Origin of the sequence: Embleya sp. NBC_00896, assembly GCF_045207785.1 — a bacterium.
GTDB lineage: Bacteria > Actinomycetota > Actinomycetes > Streptomycetales > Streptomycetaceae > Embleya.
Genome location: NZ_CP108776.1, coordinates 4,526,138 through 4,541,347 on the forward strand (window position 1 = coordinate 4,526,138; position 15,210 = coordinate 4,541,347).

The 15,210-nt window shown below is 70.6% G+C and carries 15 protein-coding genes; 6 read left to right on the top strand and 9 right to left on the bottom strand.

The features are described from left to right. Positions 1–120 precede the first annotated feature (120 nt). Together xseA and OG928_RS20650 are read right to left on the bottom strand one after the other, a co-directional pair. A complete protein-coding gene (xseA, locus tag OG928_RS20645) occupies positions 121–1,332 on the bottom strand; it encodes an exodeoxyribonuclease VII large subunit (RefSeq protein ID WP_406285903.1) in 1,212 nt (403 codons plus the stop codon). Between the two features lie 74 nt (positions 1,333–1,406). Continuing rightward, entirely contained in the window at positions 1,407–2,507 is a 1,101-nt protein-coding gene (locus tag OG928_RS20650) for an acyltransferase family protein (protein ID WP_406285905.1), read from the bottom strand. A 146-nt stretch (positions 2,508–2,653) separates the two neighbouring features. Here OG928_RS20650 and OG928_RS20655 point away from each other — a divergent pair, with 146 nt between their 5' ends. Then, positions 2,654–3,607 (top strand): 4-hydroxy-3-methylbut-2-enyl diphosphate reductase, encoded by a 954-nt coding sequence (locus OG928_RS20655; protein WP_406285907.1) that lies wholly within the window; start codon positions 2,654–2,656, stop codon positions 3,605–3,607. A 33-nt stretch (positions 3,608–3,640) separates the two neighbouring features. Here OG928_RS20655 and OG928_RS20660 read toward each other — a convergent pair whose 3' ends face one another. Both OG928_RS20660 and OG928_RS20665 read right to left on the bottom strand, forming a co-directional pair. Beyond that, entirely contained in the window at positions 3,641–4,204 is a 564-nt protein-coding gene (locus OG928_RS20660; RefSeq protein ID WP_406285909.1) for a DUF6542 domain-containing protein, read from the bottom strand. Between the two features lie 331 nt (positions 4,205–4,535). Further along, positions 4,536–5,078 (bottom strand): hypothetical protein, encoded by a 543-nt coding sequence (locus tag OG928_RS20665; protein ID WP_406285912.1) that lies wholly within the window; start codon positions 5,076–5,078, stop codon positions 4,536–4,538. Positions 5,079–5,213: 135 nt separating this feature from the next. Between OG928_RS20665 and ychF the strand changes: the two genes are divergently transcribed. The 3 genes from ychF to OG928_RS20680 all read left to right on the top strand — a co-directional run bounded on the left by ychF (position 5,214) and on the right by OG928_RS20680 (position 6,981). Beyond that, the gene (ychF, locus tag OG928_RS20670; protein ID WP_406285915.1) at positions 5,214–6,287 is read left to right on the top strand and encodes a redox-regulated ATPase YchF; all 1,074 of its coding nucleotides are present in this window, start codon (positions 5,214–5,216) and stop codon (positions 6,285–6,287) included. Between the two features lie 161 nt (positions 6,288–6,448). Further along, positions 6,449–6,730 carry a type II toxin-antitoxin system Phd/YefM family antitoxin gene (locus OG928_RS20675; RefSeq protein WP_406285917.1) on the top strand — a complete coding sequence of 94 codons (282 nt, stop codon included), beginning with the start codon at positions 6,449–6,451 and terminating at the stop codon, positions 6,728–6,730. Beyond that, positions 6,727–6,981: a Txe/YoeB family addiction module toxin gene (locus tag OG928_RS20680; protein ID WP_168530032.1), complete on the top strand. Its 255-nt coding sequence runs from the start codon at positions 6,727–6,729 to the stop codon at positions 6,979–6,981. Before OG928_RS20675 ends, OG928_RS20680 begins: the two co-directional genes overlap by 4 nt. Before the next feature lie 41 nt (positions 6,982–7,022). Here OG928_RS20680 and OG928_RS20685 read toward each other — a convergent pair whose 3' ends face one another. Next, the gene (locus tag OG928_RS20685) at positions 7,023–8,054 is read right to left on the bottom strand and encodes an alpha/beta hydrolase family esterase (protein ID WP_406285919.1); all 1,032 of its coding nucleotides are present in this window, start codon (positions 8,052–8,054) and stop codon (positions 7,023–7,025) included. 134 nt (positions 8,055–8,188) lie between these two features. Here OG928_RS20685 and OG928_RS20690 point away from each other — a divergent pair, with 134 nt between their 5' ends. Together OG928_RS20690 and OG928_RS20695 are read left to right on the top strand one after the other, a co-directional pair. Further along, positions 8,189–8,635: a (deoxy)nucleoside triphosphate pyrophosphohydrolase gene (locus OG928_RS20690; protein WP_406285921.1), complete on the top strand. Its 447-nt coding sequence runs from the start codon at positions 8,189–8,191 to the stop codon at positions 8,633–8,635. 58 nt (positions 8,636–8,693) lie between these two features. Further along, positions 8,694–11,147, top strand: a complete 2,454-nt coding sequence (locus tag OG928_RS20695; protein WP_406285925.1) for a SpoIIE family protein phosphatase — start codon at positions 8,694–8,696, stop codon at positions 11,145–11,147. A gap of 21 nt (positions 11,148–11,168) precedes the next feature. Here OG928_RS20695 and OG928_RS20700 read toward each other — a convergent pair whose 3' ends face one another. From OG928_RS20700 to OG928_RS20715, 4 genes are read right to left on the bottom strand one after another with little or no spacing between them, the layout of a single operon-like run. Continuing rightward, positions 11,169–11,927, bottom strand: a complete 759-nt coding sequence (locus OG928_RS20700) for a succinate dehydrogenase/fumarate reductase iron-sulfur subunit (RefSeq protein WP_406285927.1) — start codon at positions 11,925–11,927, stop codon at positions 11,169–11,171. Further along, a complete protein-coding gene (locus OG928_RS20705; RefSeq protein WP_406285929.1) occupies positions 11,927–13,855 on the bottom strand; it encodes a fumarate reductase/succinate dehydrogenase flavoprotein subunit in 1,929 nt (642 codons plus the stop codon). Before OG928_RS20705 ends, OG928_RS20700 begins: the two co-directional genes overlap by 1 nt. Before the next feature lie 43 nt (positions 13,856–13,898). Beyond that, positions 13,899–14,720, bottom strand: coding sequence for a hypothetical protein (locus tag OG928_RS20710; RefSeq protein ID WP_406285931.1), 822 nt, complete (start codon positions 14,718–14,720; stop codon positions 13,899–13,901). Between the two features lie 4 nt (positions 14,721–14,724). Beyond that, positions 14,725–15,048 (bottom strand): hypothetical protein, encoded by a 324-nt coding sequence (locus tag OG928_RS20715; RefSeq protein WP_406285933.1) that lies wholly within the window; start codon positions 15,046–15,048, stop codon positions 14,725–14,727. Positions 15,049–15,210 lie beyond the last annotated feature (162 nt).

Sequence of the window (15,210 nt, forward strand, 5' to 3'; positions counted from 1 at the left end):
AGCGCAAACTAAGCCGGTTTCACCGCCGATCGGGTGAGCCATCACGGCTTGTCATACGAACGGGTCAAAGATCCGTTGTGTCGGCCAGGCGCGTCGCGGTGTGCCGCGGTTCCCCGTCGTTCACTCCTTGGGGACGACCACGTCGAAGCGCCCGGCGAAGACGCGGGCGGTCAGCTTCTCGCCGGCGGCCACGTCCGCCGGATCGCGCACCGCGTGCCCGTCGGCCTTCTGGAGCACCGCGTAGCCGCGCTCCAGGGTGGCCGAGGGGGACAGCGCCACGACCCGGGCCCTGGTGTGCGCGAGGTCGCTCGCGGCCCGCTCCAGCAGGTGCCGCAGGGTGCGCCGGGAGCGGTCCACGAACGAGGCCACCTCCTCGGCGCGCAGGTCCACCATGCGATGCGGCTCGGCGAGCACCGGCCGCGACCGGGCGGCGCGCAGGCCCTGGTACTCGCGGTCGAGCCGAGCCGCCAGCGCCATCCGGCCGCGGTCGCGGACCTGGTGCACCTTCTGCATCTCCTCGCGGATGTCCGGCACGATCCGCTTCGCCGCGTCGGTCGGCGTGGAGGCCCGGAAGTCCGCCACCAGGTCGAGCAGCGGCGAGTCCGGCTCGTGCCCGATCGCGCTCACCACGGGGGTCGTACAGCCGAAGACGACCCGGACCAACTCCTCGCTGGAGAACGGCAACAGATCCTCGACGCTGCCGCCGCCGCGGGCCACCACGATCAGGTCGACGTCCGGATCCGCGTCCAGCTCGCGCACCGCCGCGACCACCTGCGGCACCGCGCTCACGCCCTGCACGGCCACGTTGCGCACCGCGAACCGCACGGCCGGCCAGCGCCGCCTCGCGTTCTCCAGCACGTCCCGCTCGGCGGCCGAGGCGCGCCCGCAGACCAGCCCGATCCGGTGCGGCAGAAACGGCAGCGGCTTCTTGTGTCGCGGGTCGAACAGGCCCTCCGCGGTGAGCGCGCGCTTGAGCTGTTCGAGCCGGGCCAACAGCTCGCCGATCCCCACCGGCCGGATCTCCGCGGCCCGCAGCGACAGCGTCCCGCGCGCCCGGTACCAGTCCGCCTTGGCGTGCACGACGACCCGCGACCCCTCGGTCACGATGTCCGCGACCGCGTCGAAGACCTTGCGGTAACACGTCACCGAGATCGACACGTCGTGCTCGGCGTCGCGCAGCGTCATGAACACCACGCCCGCGCCCGGCCGCCGGCTGAGCTGGGTGATCTGCCCCTCGACCCACACGTCCCCGAGCCGATCGATCCATCCCCCGATCAACCGAGAGATCTCGGCCACGGGCAAGGGCGCGTCGGCGGAAGTCGTGAGAGCCATCCCCAGAGGCTAGTGCCGGACAGGGCCTTACCGCCCGAGCCGTCCACTCGGTCGAGGTCGTGCGCCACCACGCCCTACGCGGAAACGCGCGCGGGGCGTAGGTGATCGAAGCCGCGCATGATCGCGCGGTGGGCCGGGCGCTCGACGAGGGCGGTGAGTGCCCAGCCGAGCAGGATCGCGACCGCCCCCATCGCGGCCAGCTGGCCCAGCGCGCCGACCCCGTGGTCCTGGAGCCGGCGCATCACCACGTAGCCGATCGACTGGTGCACCAGGTAGACCGCGTAGGTGATCCCGGCCGCCCACTCCAGCGCGCGGCCGACCCAACCGGGCACCACCCGGTCCCAGTCCGGACCCAGCGCCGCCGCGCAGATCACCGCGATCCCGACGGCGAGCCCGACGGTCCACGACATGTGCCGGGTCTGGCACCAGTGGATCAGCACGCACGCGCCGAGCAGGAGCGCCGCGTGCGTGCCGTGGACGCGGCGTCGCGCCCACAGGTGGACCGCGATGCCGGCGATGAACAGGTGCACGCGGTAGAGCCCGAACCCGTCGTAGAGCGTGCGGAACGCCTCCGACTCCAGGTGCAGTCGGATCGGCAGCAGGAACAGCTCGGCGCCGAGCACGAGCCACAGCGCCCGCACGGTCGCGTCCCCGTGTATCCGCCGCGAACGCCACAGCGCGAGGATCGCGGTGAACCACAGCAGCTGGAGCGGAATCGTCCAATAGGCCGCGTCCACATAGGTGTACGTCTGCGGTTTCCAGTTCCACAGCATCGCCAGATTGGCCAGCACGTCGCCCAGGCCCGGCGCGTACCACCCCGGCGGGGCGCACAACCGCAGGAACAGCGACGTCCCGAGCACGCCGACCAGGAAGGCCGGCAGCATGCGCGCCATCCGGCCGACCCACCAGCGCACCACGTCGCCCTTGCGCAGCGACAGTGCCGCGAAGTAGCCGGAGATGACCAGGAGCAGGCTCGCCCCCAGCTGGTACGGAAAGACGAAAGGACGTGCGACCAGTTCGGGGTGCCATCGCCGGGCCAGGAACGTGCCGTGGAAGACCAGCACGAGCAGGACCGCGCCGACCCGCAACAGGTCCCAGCTGACCCGACGCCGTTTCGCGGACCCCCGAGAGGACGCCTTGGCGATACCGGGCCGTTCCGCTGAGCTGAAAGGCATACGACGTCTTCCCGTGGACGGCGTGGGCGGGACCGGGCGCGGTGCACCGAGGTCCGGCCCGGCAAACGAGCCTATTACGCGTGCTTTGCCCGGCGGACCCCGGCGGACCCCGGTGGATCACCCGTAACCGCCCGTACGATGGACGCATGTCGTCAACCAGCCGCGTCCTGCTCGCCGCCCCCCGGGGCTACTGCGCGGGCGTCGACCGAGCCGTCGAGACCGTCGAGAAGGCCCTCGATCTGTACGGTGCGCCGGTGTACGTGCGCAAGCAGATCGTGCACAACAAGTACGTCGTGGAAACGCTGGAGAAGCGTGGCGCGATCTTCGTGGACGAGACGGTGGAGGTGCCCGAGGGCGCCACGGTCGTCTTCTCCGCCCACGGTGTCGCCCCCGTGGTGCACGAGGAGGCGGCGGCCCGCTCGCTGCGCACGATCGACGCCACGTGTCCGCTCGTGACGAAGGTGCACAAGGAGGCCGTGCGCTTCGCCGAGGAGGGTTACGACATCCTCCTGATCGGCCACGAGGGCCACGAAGAGGTCATCGGCACGGCCGGCGAGGCGCCCGACCACATCCACCTGGTGGACGGCCCCGAGGGCGTCGCGAACGTCGAGGTCCGCGACCCGTCGAAGGTCGCGTGGCTGTCGCAGACCACGCTGTCGGTGGACGAGACCATCGCCACCGTCAAGGAGCTGCGCAAGAAGCTGCCGCTGCTGATGGACCCGCCGAGCGACGACATCTGCTACGCGACGCAGAACCGTCAGGTCGCGGTCAAGCAGATCGCCGCCGAGTCGGACCTCGTGATCGTGGTGGGCTCGACCAACTCGTCCAACTCGGTGCGCCTGGTCGAGGTCGCCCTGGAGGCCGGCGCCCGCGCGTCCTACCTGGTGGACTACGCGGAAGAGCTCAAGGACGAGTGGCTGGAGGGTGTCGGCACGGTCGGCGTCACGTCGGGCGCGTCGGTGCCCGAGGTGCTCGTGGACGGCGTGCTCGCGTGGCTCGCCGCGCGCGGCTTCGGCGACGTGCACATCCACCGCTCGGTCGAGGAGCGCCTGCAGTTCGCGCTGCCCCAGGAGTTGCGCAGGGACCTGCGCAACGCCTGAGCGGTCGATCTCCCGGACACGCCCTGGCGGGCGTCAGAACCCGAGGGCGACGCGGCGCTTGACCAGGACGACGATCCCGGCGAGCGCCGTGCCGCCCCACAGCAGGCCGGCCTTGAAGGACAGCGCGGTGACCAGGTCCAGGCCCACCCGCGCGAGGTAGCTCTCGTGGGTGTCGGCGCCCAGGAACGTGCTCACCAGCACGACGGTCACGGCGAACGCGATCGGCGGAGCGATGATCGCGGCGACCCAGTCCTGCGCGCGCACCTTCCAGGCCACGAAGGCCGAGCTGAGCACGAACGCGAGCCCGAACAGGAACCCGAGCCGGTCGGTCGCGAGGTGGTCCACGAGACCGCCGAGCAGGGTGCCGCCGAGGGCGAACACGGCCGCGCCGGCCGCGGTGAGGCCGGCGGTGCCCGGTCGGGTGGCTCCGGGGCCACCCAACCCGCGCCGGGGCGACTGGGGGCGGCGCGGGCGCACCGGTGGGCGGGCCCGACCCGGCTCACGGCCGGGCTCGCGACCCGGCTCACGGCTCGGCTCGCGGTCGCCGGCCGCCGAGCCGGCGGGAATCGGCGAGGACGCCGGTTGACGACGACGCACGGGGTCACCTCGTCCCGGTGCCGGCACGGGACGCCGTCGCGGTGGGTTCTGGTCGGGCGCGGGACGCGCTCCCGTACGGCTGCGCTGATCCATGCACCCAAGGTATTGCCGCATCACGGTCAAAACCGTCCAAGAACACGAAAAACCTCACCCCGCTCGTGTCGAACCGTCGGCCCGGTCGATGCCCTGTCCCGTCGTGGACTCACCTTTCCCTGCCCCCGTTTCGCGGGGTTTCACCAGGGAGGACGCTCGCGCGGCCCCGATTGGTGGCAGTAGGCGCGGACGAATTCCGTTCTCGTCCGACGGGGGCGGGCGTTGCCGGGCCCGCGGATCACCGCAGGGAGCCGGCCTCCACCGCGTCCACCGCCCGGATCGCGTCCGCCGAGCCGCTCACGTGCACGGGGATGCCGCGCGGGGCCGCGTAGTACCGCAGGTCGACGGCCAGGTACGGGAGCATCTCGGCGCCCAGGAAGTGGATCGCGTGCCGCTTGCGCTCACCGCCGCGCAGCGTGCAGCGCACGACCGCGTAGGCCGGCCCCTCGCCGGTGCCCTCCTTGAGCTTGGCCTCGACCGAGGCGATCTCCTCCCAGCGCAGCCCGCTGGTGTGCACCAGACCGTGCAGGACCAGGCCGTTCGGCCCGATCGAGAGCTTGCGGTACTGGTAGACCGCGTACGAGCAGAGCACCAGGAGCGCGAGCCCGACGCCGAGCGCGATCGCGACCGCACGCGGCAGCCCCAGGTCGCCGAGATCGAACAGGGCGAGTCCGACCGGGAGCAGTGCGGCGAGCAGCAACACGCGGATGGGCTTGGCCTCCCACAGCACACCGTCCACCAGCTGCCTGCGGTTGTAGTTGACGCTCGGGTTACGGCTCATCGATGTCCCCGTCGTTGAGTGGCCGGCCTGTGAAACCAGGGATGCTACTGGCCACAGGCCACCACCTACACTTTCCGGAGGCGCTTGTATGTCCGCAGCGCGCCACATCGATCGCCGAGAAGCCAGGGAATCCAGTTGTCGCTCACCATCGGAATCGTCGGCCTGCCCAACGTCGGCAAGTCGACGCTCTTCAACGCCCTGACCAAGAACGACGTGCTCGCGGCGAACTACCCGTTCGCGACCATCGAGCCGAACGTGGGCGTGGTGGGCGTGCCGGACCCGCGTCTGGACACGCTCGCCGAGATCTTCGGGTCGGCGAAGAAGATCCCGGCGACGGTGGACTTCGTGGACATCGCGGGCATCGTGCGCGGCGCCTCCGAGGGTGAGGGCCTGGGCAACAAGTTCCTTGCCAACATCCGCGAGTCGGACGCGATCTGCCAGGTCATCCGGGTCTTCACCGACCCGGACGTGGTCCACGTCGACGGCAAGGTGTCGCCGATCGACGACAAGGAGATCATCGAGACCGAGCTGATCCTGGCCGACCTGCAGACCATCGAGAAGGTCCTGCCGCGGCTCCAGAAGGACTCGCGCCTGCAGAAGGACAAGATCGCGGTGGCCGCCGCGGTGGAGAAGGCCAAGGAGGTCCTGGAGTCCGGGACCACGGTCTTCGCCGCCGGGCTCGACCCCGAGCCGCTGCGCGAGCTGCACCTGCTGACCGCCAAACCGGTCCTGTACGTCTTCAACGTCGACGAGGACGAGCTGGTCAACGAGGAGCTCAAGGCCGAGCTGCGCGAGCTGGTGGCGCCGGCCGAGGCGATCTTCCTGGACGCCAAGATCGAGTCCGAGCTGGTCGAGCTGGACGACGCCGAGGCGCTGGAGCTGCTGCAGAGCCTGGGCCAGGAGGAATCCGGCCTGACCATCCTGGCGCGGGTCGGCTTCAACACGCTGGGCCTGCAGACCTACCTGACGGCCGGCCCCAAGGAAGCCCGCGCCTGGACCATCCCCAAGGGCGCCACGGCCCCCGAGGCGGCCGGCGTGATCCACACCGACTTCCAGCGCGGCTTCATCAAGGCCGAGGTGATCGGCTTCGCCGACCTGGTCGAGACCGGCAGCCGCGCCGAGGCCCGCACGAAGGGCAAGGCCCGCATGGAGGGCAAGGACTACATCATGCAGGACGGTGACGTCGTCGAGTTCCGCTTCAACGTGTAACCGTGCATTCGCCGCACGTTACGTAATCCGTCAAGCGCGCAGGTCGGAAGGGGTCGGGCTCCGGTGAGCCCGACCCCTTCGCCGTCCCCGTGTGTTCCCTCCGCCTGGGCGACGTCAAGAGTGGTACGTTATCAGGTACCACTTGACGGAAGGATCGGGTCATGTCCATAACCGCGAGCGAAGCCCGCAAGGCTCTCTTTCCGCTGATCAAGAAGGTCAACGACGATCACGAGGCGATCGAGATCGTCTCCAGGCACGGCAACGCCGTGCTCATCTCGGCCGAGGACTACGCGGCGCTGCGCGAGGGCTCGTACCTGCTGCGCTCTCCGGCGAACGCCCGTCGGCTGCTCAAGGCGTACGAGAACGCCCTGGCTCACGTCAACGTCTCGGAGCGTGAGCTGATCGATCCGGACTCGGCGGACGCGGGTGCGGGTGCCGCGTGAGGCTTGTCTTCGAGGATCAGGGCTGGGAGGACTACACGTCCTGGCTCAAGAACGACCGCAAGATGCTCGCCCGGATCAACAAGCTCATCGAGGACGTCAGGCGTGACCCATTCTCGGGAATCGGCAAGCCCGAGCCGCTGAAATACCACTTGCCGGGTGCTTGGTCGCGACGGATCGACGATGAGCACCGGCTGGTCTATCTGGTCACGGACAAGGAGATCGTCATCCTCGCTGCCCGCTACCACTACTGATCGGCCGCCGGGCGTCCGGCCGACGTCGGGTGTCGGCCGGGTTACAGAGTGTGGGCGCTGAAGAAGGTCCACATCAGGTCGTTGGCCGAGATGTCCTTCTCGATCCGGCCGAACCCGCGCACCTCGGTGCCCGCCGCGCCCGGCCAGGTGTGACCCGCGTCGGACTGCGTGTACAGGATCACCTCGGCGCCGCCCGCGCAGCCCGTGTACGCCGAGCGCTCGACGTGCCGCGCCACGCGCGTGTGCACCGGCGCGCCGGGGCAGCCGTCGATCCGGGCCCAGCGCCGGACCGCCTCGGGGACCGGGTACGTCCAGCGCGACGCGAGCCCGCCGTCGTAGGGGTTGGCCTGGTCGGCGAGGCCGTGGAAGGTCAGCACCGGGACCGGCCGCATCGGTCGGCACGGCGCCGGTCGGGCCCCGTCCGTACCGTCCGCGCGCAGGCCCGCGACCGGTGCGATCGCCGCTATCCGCCGACTCAGCGTGCAGCCGAGCAGGGACGTCATCCGGGCCCCGCCGGAGAACCCGGTCGCGTACACCCGCCGATCGTCCAGGCACAGCGACCGGCCCAGCGCGTCCAGGGTCGCGCCGACGAAGCCGACCTCGTCCCGCCCGTCCGTCGCGGCCGGGTGTCCGCCGTACAGCGGGACGCCGGGGATGTTCCACGCGCGCCCGCCGGCCGACCCCGGGTAGGCCAGGCCGCCCTCGGGGAGCGCGACCACGAATCCGTACCGCTCGGCGGACGCACCCAGACCGGTGATCGCCATCTGCGCCGCGCCGTTGCTGTTGCTGCCGTGCAGGTTGAGCACGAGCGGCCGCGGGTCGGCCCCGTCGTAGCTCCGCGGGACGTACGCCTGGACGCGGTAGGTCCGGCCCGAGAACGTCACCGGGACCGTCGTCCACCCCTGCCGGTCCCGCCCGTTGCAGCCGCCGGCGTCGACCCGGGACGCCGCGGCGGTGTCGGCCTGCCGGGCCGTCGACCCGGCCAGTGCGACCACCGTGAGCACCGACGCGATGGCGGCGCACACCGCGAGCGCTCGGGCCGTCCCTGCGCCCGAAAGCCGGATTCCCGCCACGGTCACCTCACCTCGATCGGCGATCCGCGACCGGATCCGGTTGATCGGGGAAGCATGTCCCCCGAAGTCAGACGTTCCCCAACCTGCAAAGGTTGCCCCGTACCGCACCCGTTCGGCACGTAGAGTTGTCGGCCATGACCGGGACCCGCATCGTCGTCGGCGCCGCGATCCTCCATCGAGGCCGTTTGCTGGCCGCGTGCCGCAGCGCGCCGGCCGCGTTGGTGGGCGGTTGGGAGTTCCCCGGCGGCAAGGTCGAGCCCGGGGAGAGCGAGGCCGCCGCGCTGGTCCGCGAGTGCCGCGAGGAGCTCGGTGTGACCGTGCGCCCGGTGCGCCGGCTGCCCGGCGCGTGGCCGCTGCCCGGGGACTACGTGCTGCACGTGTGGACCGCCGACCTGGTCGCCGGCGACCCGCGGCCGTTGCAGGACCACTCGGAGCTGCGCTGGCTCGACCCCGACTCCGCGCACGACGTCGCGTGGTTGCCCCAGGATCGGCCGGCCGTGGACCTGGTCGCCGCCGCACTGCGCTCCCGGGATGGAAGGGACGAAATAGGATCAAGCCCCGGCCGTGGGGTCGGAGCGTAAGAATGTGATCAGTCGGGCAAACGGTCCGCAGCAGCAGCGACAAAGGGATCCGCGATCCATGGAGCAGCGCCGAGAAGTCGACCGGAATCCGGGGGACACGGCCCGGCGATCGACGGCGCCCGGATCGCTGTTCGATCTCGTCCCGTCGGCCACGTGGGTGCTCGACTCCGACGGCCGGATCGTGATGTGGAGCGCCGCGGCCGAGCAGCTCTTCGGATACCGGCGCGAGGACATCCTGGGAGCCCGGGCGGTCGACCTGGTGCACCCGCCGTTCACCTCCGCGCAGCAGACCGCCACCGAGGAGGAGGTGGCCAACGCCGACGTCTACGCGGGCTCGTACACGATCCGCTGCGCCGACGGCACGCTGCGCACGGTCGAATCGCGCTCGGCCTTCGCCGAGGACCTGGCCGGCCACCGCTACGTGCTGATCACGTCGATGGAGTCGGCGATCGTGCACAAGGTCGAGGCCGACCTCGCGATCCGCGAGGCGCTGTTCGACCAGTCGCCGATCGGGGTGGGCATCTTCGACGCCGACCTGCGCTACGTCGCGGTCAACGACGCGCTCGCCGCGATCAACCGGCTGCCCGCCGAGGAGCACATCGGCCGCCGGTTCGAGGAGGTCCGGCCGGGCATGGACACCGAGCGCGTGCGCACGATCCAGCAGCGCGTCCTGGAGACCGGCGAACCCGTCGTCGACTCGCGCATCTTCGGCCCGATCCCCACCGACGGCAGCCCGCGCACCGTGTGGTCGATGTCGTACAACCGACTGGAGGCGCCCGGTGGCCGGATCCTGGGGATCAGCTGCTCGCTGATCGACGTGACCGAGCGGCACTACGCGATGGTCAAGGTGGACGCCGCGCGCAAGCGGCTCGCGCTGCTCAACGAGGCCGGCACCCGACTCGGCGCCACGCTGGACATCCCGCGGATCGCCGAGGAGCTGACCGCGTCGGTGGTGCCCGGCTTCGCCGACCTCGCCGCCGTGGACCTGCTGGAGGCGATCGTGCAGGGCGAGGAGATCCCGCCCGGCGCGCACGCCGAGAAGGCCCGCCTGCAACGCGTCGCCTCCCGCGGCGCGCGCCCGGGGCGCTACACCGACGAACTGCTCCGCCAGGGCAGCACCCTGGTCTACGCGGCCGACTCGACCTTCGGCCGCTGCCTGCGCACGGGTGGCTCGTACCTGATGCGCAACGTGCAGGACGACATGTACGACGAGCTGATCCACGACCCCTCCCGGGCCGAGGCGGCCCGCGCGCTCGGGCTGCACACGATGATCGTGGTGCCGCTGAGCGCGCGCGGCGTCGTGCTCGGCACGATGCTGCTCGGGCGCGGCGAGGGGCGGCCCGCGTTCGATCCGGACGACCTCACGCTCGCCACCGAACTGGGCGCGCGGGCGGCCGTGTCGGTGGACAACGCGCGGCTGTACCACCGCCAGCGCGAGACGGCGGTCATGCTCCAGCGCAGCCTGCTGCCGCAGAACCTGCCGAAGCTGCCGGGCATCTCGGTCGCGCACCGCTATCTGCCGGGCAGTTCGGTGACCGAGGTCGGCGGCGACTGGTACGACGTGATCCCGCTGTCCGGCGGCCGGATCGGGCTCGTGGTCGGCGACGTGATGGGGCACGGCGTGCACGCCGCCGCGGTGATGGGCCAGTTGCGGACCGCGGTGCGCACGCTCGCGGGTCTCGAACTGCCCCCGGCCGAGGTGCTGGGACACCTGGACGACATCGTGGTCGGGCTCGGCGAACTGCACTACGCGACGTGCGTCTACGTCGTCTACGACCCCGTGGCGCGCACGTGCGAGTTCGCCAGCGCCGGGCACATGCCGCCGGTGCTGGTGCCGCCCGGCGGTCGCCCGCGGGTGATCGACAATCCCGCCGGCACCGTCCTGGGCGTGGGCGGGCTCGGCTTCGAGCAGGGCGACTTCGCGGTCGAGTCGGGCAGCACCCTGGTGCTGTACACGGACGGCCTCGTGGAGACCCGGGACCGCTCCCTGGACGTCGGCATCGACCTGCTGTGCACGGCCATGACGGGGCCCTCGAACGACCTGGAGAAGACCGCCGACAAGATCGTCGTCGACGTGCACGAGGAGCCCGGATTCGACGACGTGGCGCTGCTCGTGGCCCGGCTCGACGCGCTCGCCGAGGACGCGATCGCGTCGTGGTGGCTGCCCGCCGAACCGGCGGTGGTCTCCCGCGCCCGCGAGCTGACGCGCAAGACCCTCACCGAGTGGGGCCTGGACGCGCTGGTGGACATCACCGAGCTGTTGGTGAGCGAGCTGGTCACCAACGCGCTGCGCTACGGCGCCGGCCCGATCCGACTCCGCCTGCTGCGCGGTCGGGCCCTGCTGTGCGAGGTCGCCGACGCCGGCACCACCCTGCCCCGCATGCGCGAGTCGGAGGACACCGACGAGGGCGGCCGCGGCCTCCAACTGGTCAACCAGCTCGCCGAACGCTGGGGCAGCCGCAAATCCGGCCACGGAAAAACCGTGTGGTTCGAGCTGCCCCTGCCCGAATAGCTCCCGCGGCCCGGCGTCGGGTCAGTCCTTGTCGCCGCGCCGGCGGATCTTGTTGCCCAGCCACACCAGCGGGTCGTACTTGCGGTCGGCGACGCGCTCCTTCATCGGGATCAGCGCGTTGTCGGTGATGTGGATGTTCTCCGGACAGACGTCGGTACAACACTTGGTGATGTTGCACAGGCCGAGGCCGTGCTCCTCCTGGGCGGCCTTCTGGCGGTCCGCGACGTCCAGGGGGTGCATGTCCAGCTCGGCGATCCGCATCAGGAAGCGCGGGCCGGAGAAGGACGCCTTGTTGTCCTCGAAGTCACGGATGACGTGGCAGGTGTCCTGGCACAGGAAGCACTCGATGCACTTGCGGAACTCCTGCGAGCGCTCGACGTCGACCTGCTGCATCCGGTAGTCGCCCGGCTTCAGGCCCTTCGGCGGGGTGAAGGACGGGATCTGCCGGGCCTTCGCGTAGTTGAACGACACGTCGGTGACCAGGTCGCGGATCACCGGGAAGGTCCGCATCGGGGTGACCGTGACGACCTCCTCCGGCGTGAACGTGCTCATCCGGGTCATACACAGCAGCCGCGGTCGGCCGTTGATCTCGGCGCTGCACGAACCGCACTTGCCCGCCTTGCAGTTCCAGCGCACCGCGAGGTCCGGCGCCTGGGTGGCCTGCAGGCGGTGGATGATGTCGAGGACCACCTCGCCCTCGTTCACCTCGACCTTGAAGTCGCGCAGCTCGCCACCGTCGGTGTCGCCGCGCCAGATGCGGAAGTCCGCCTTGTAGGACATCAGCCCTCCTCCCCGGGAAGTTCTGCGTCGGTCAGATACTTGGCCAGTTCGTCGCGATCGAAGAGGTCGAGCAGGTCCGCGCGCATCGGCACCGCCTCGCTCCGGGACAGCGTCACCGACAGGTGCTCCGCGTCCGGGTCCACGATCGAGCAGGACAACACGACGCGCCGCCACTGTGCGGACATCGCCGGGAAGTCGTCGCGGGTGTGCCCGCCGCGGCTCTCCTGCCGCTCCAGCGCCGAGCGCGCGACGCACTCGCACACCAGCAGCATGTTGCGCAGGTCCAGGGCCAGGTGCCAGCCCGGGTTGTACTGCCGGTGGCCCTCGACGCCGGCCTTGGCCGCACGGGCCTTGAGCTCCTCCAGGCGGGTCAGCGCCTCGGTCATCTCGCCCTCGCGGCGGATGATGCCGACGAGGTCGTTCATGGTCTGCTGGAGCTCCTGGTGGACCGTGTACGGGTTCTCCGCGCTCTCCACCGCGAACGGCGCGAGCGCTTCGGCGGCGGCCGCGTCGATCTGCGGCTGGGAGGGTTCGCGCCGCGCCTCGCCGAGCTCCTCGGCGTACCGCGCCGCGTGCTCGCCCGCGCGCCGGCCGAACACGAGCAGGTCCGACAGCGAGTTGCCGCCGAGTCGGTTGCTGCCGTGCATGCCGCCCGCGACCTCGCCCGCCGCGTACAGGCCGAGCACGCCCGGCGTCGCGGCCGTGTCCGGGTCCACCGCGATCCCGCCCATGACGTAGTGGCAGGTCGGTCCGACCTCCATCGCCTCGGCGGTGATGTCGACGTCGGCCAGCTCCTTGAACTGGTGGTACATCGAGGGCAGTTTGCGGCGGATCTCCTCGGTGCCGCCGGGCATCCGGCCGACCACCGTCAGGAACACGCCACCGTGCGGCGAGCCGCGGCCCGCCTTGACCTCGGAGTTGATCGCGCGCGCGACCTCGTCACGCGGCAGCAGCTCGGGCGGGCGCTTGTTGTTCTCCTGGTCGGTGTACCAACGGTCGCCCTCCTCCTCGGACTTCGCGTACTTCTCCTTGAACACGTCCGGGATGTAGTCGAACATGAAGCGCTTGCCCTCGGAGTTGAGCAGCACCCCGCCGTCGCCGCGCACCGACTCGGTGACCAGGATCCCCTTCACCGACGGCGGCCAGACCATGCCGGTCGGGTGGAACTGGACGAACTCCATGTTGATCACCGGCGCTCCCGCGAGCAACGCGAGCGCCTGCCCGTCGCCCGTGTACTCCCAGGAGTTCGAGGTGACCTTGAAGCCCTTGCCGATGCCGCCCGTCGCCAGCACCACGGCCGGCGCGTCGAAGACCGTGAAGCGGCCCGATTCGCGCCAGTAGCCGAACGCGCCGGTGATCCGGGTGCCGGTGTCCGAACCGGCGTCCGGGACGGTCAACAGCCGGGTGATCGTGCACTCCTGAAAGACCTTCAGACGCGCCTCGGGGTCGCCGAACTCGCGCTCGTCCTCCTGTTGCAGCGCCACGATCTGCTGCTGGAGGGTGCGGATCAGCTCCAGGCCGGTGCGGTCGCCGACATGCGCGAGGCGCGGATACTCGTGGCCGCCGAAGTTGCGCTGGCTGATCCGGCCGTCGGCGGTGCGGTCGAACAGCGCGCCCCACGACTCCAACTCCCAGACCCGGTCCGGGGCTTCCTTCGCGTGCAGTTCGGCCATCCGCCAGTGGTTGAGGAACTTGCCGCCGCGCATCGTGTCGCGGAAGTGCACCTTCCAGCTGTCCTGCGAGTTCACGTTGCCCATCGAGGCCGCGATCCCGCCCTCGGCCATCACGGTGTGCGCCTTGCCGAACAGCGACTTGCAGATCACGGCCGTGCGCTTGCCGCGCATCCGGGCCTCGATGGCGGCCCGCAACCCGGCGCCTCCCGCGCCGATCACGACCACGTCGTACGCATGACGTTCCACTTCGGACACGAGTGCTACTCCTGTACTGGTGCTGGGGCGTGAGTGGTGGTGCTCAGAAGAAGCGGGGATCGTCGAAGGCGCCGCTCGCGACGAGGTACACGTACAGGTCGGCCAGTGCGACGCTGAACAGCGAGGCCCACGCGAGTTCCATGTGCCGGCCGTTGAGCCTGCTGACGAAGCCCCAGAAGCGGTAGCGCACCGGGTGCTTGGAGAAGTGCTTGAGCTTGCCGCCGACGATGTGCCGGCACGAGTGGCACGACAGCGTGTACGCCCAGATCAGCAGTACGTTCGCGAGCAGCACGAGGGTGCCGAGCCCCATGTGTCCCCACGCGCCGTGCTCGTCGCGGAAGGCGATCAGCACGTCCCATGACAGGATCACGGCCACGATCGTCGCGAAGTAGAAGAAGTAGCGGTGGACGTTCTGCATGATCAGCGGGAACCGGGTCTCGCCCGAGTACTTTCCGCGCGGCTCGGGGACGGCGCACGCCGACGGCGACGCCCAGAACCCCCGGTAGTAGGCCTTGCGGTAGTAGTAGCAGGTCAGCCGGAAGCCGAGCGGGAAGATCAGGATCAGCAGCGCGGGGGAGAGCCCCCACCAGTCGCCGAACAGCGGCGCGTTCGCGCTCATCGGCATGCTGTCGCACTTGGACGCCAGGCACGGCGAGTAGAACGGCGACACGTACGGCTCGGCGAAGTAGTCGTCGTTCGCGAACGCGCGCCAGGTCGAGTAGACGATGAACGCGGACAGGATGGCCACGGTCACCGCGGGCGAGAGCCACCAGCGGTCCGTGCGCAGATGCCGGGCCTCGATACGCGCCCGGCCGGGTGCGTTGGTGCCGGTGGCACCAGCGGGCCCCGTCGTCCCTGTAGCCAAGACGTCACCTTCCTGTACGGCGGGGCGGTCGCATGCCGCCCACACCCTCGTCGTCCGCTTCCGCGAAGAGCCCCGGGTCGTAGGGCAGGTCGGACATCACCTCGATCGGCGCCGGGCCGGCGGTCGGCACGGGTTCCGCCTCGCCGGCCGACCCGTCGACCGCCTCGCGGACGAAGCCGAGGCTGGCCCTCGCCCGTTCCACGTCGTCGCAGAGTCTGCGGACGGCGTACGTGTCGCCGAGCGTGCGCCGCAATTCGCGCACCGCGCGTGCCAGATCGTCGAGTCTGCGCCTTGCGAGGGCCAGGTCCTCTTGCGCCCGTGTCGTCAAGATCGCGCTCACCTCCTGCTTTTCCGGCGCCACATCTTCGGGGGCCGGGGGATGGGGATGGTGTTGCGGACTTGCCATTGATTCCCGAGGTGGGAACGTCGGCAGTCTGGCGCGAACGATCAATCAATGGAAAGCGTTTCGCGGATCTGGTGGGTCACAGAT